We start from the raw sequence: 862 nt of genomic DNA on the forward strand, positions 1-862 counted from the left end.
TTGCGTAATTACTTAATTAGTTTGAATGCTTTGCCTGATAAACCTCTGGTTGCGATGGTGCCTATGTCAATGCGTCGAGACGATAGTGATTCAGGCAATCAAATTGCTATGATTTTGGCGACACTCGGTACACATTTGGCGGACCCGACAGAACGACTTGAAAGTATTCGTCGCGCAGTTAAAGAGTCAAAAGACCGCTACGCAAGCATGACGCTTGAAGAAGCGATTAATTACACCGCGTTGACTCTAGCACCTGCTGGATTAAATATGGTCACAGGCTTATCGAGTCGTTTGCAGGCGTTTAATGTTGTGATCTCGAATGTACCTGGTCCGAAAAAGCATTTGTATTGGAACGGTTCGCGTGTAGAAGGGATGTACCCAGTGTCGATTCCGCTTGATCGAATTGCACTGAATATTACCTTGGTTAGTTATGTCGATAGCTTGGAGTTTGGATTTACGGCGTGCCGTCGAACATTGCCGTCTATGCAGCGCTTACTCGATTATGTTGAACAAGGGCTTACAGAGTTAGAAGCGGTTGCGGGCCGATAAATTAAGGCTGTAGTCGGTAAAATTTAATAAATGGTTGGAGCGCGATAACTCGTGCTTCCGAGTAATATCAGAATACTTGAAGTTTAAGGTCTGAAAATGAGTAATGATTCCAACAAGAAGCCAGAAACATTTGAGCAAAAAGTAAGTTATGGTTTTGGCTGGCAGTTTGGTCGCCAGCTCCACAAGAACAAGTTTGAAGGCATGGATATTGAGGCGTGCGTACTAGCCTTGCGTCAGTGTTTTGCTGGTGAGCAGTCTTTGCTAGATGATGCGGAGTTAAACGAAGCATACGATGCGGTAAAAGAAAAACGCA

The 862-nt window shown here is 44.3% G+C and carries 2 protein-coding genes; both read left to right on the plus strand.

Features of this window, described 5'->3' with window-relative positions; translation table 11 throughout:
- The coding region (locus A3739_RS06005; protein ID WP_156502392.1) for a WS/DGAT domain-containing protein at nt 1-549 on the plus strand (549 nt) is incomplete at its 5' end.
- Nucleotides 550-645: 96 nt separating this feature from the next.
- Nucleotides 646-862: FKBP-type peptidyl-prolyl cis-trans isomerase N-terminal domain-containing protein (locus tag A3739_RS06010; protein ID WP_197472100.1), on the plus strand; the 217-nt coding region annotated here is incomplete at its 3' end.

It is taken from the genome of Oleiphilus sp. HI0067 (assembly GCF_001635735.1).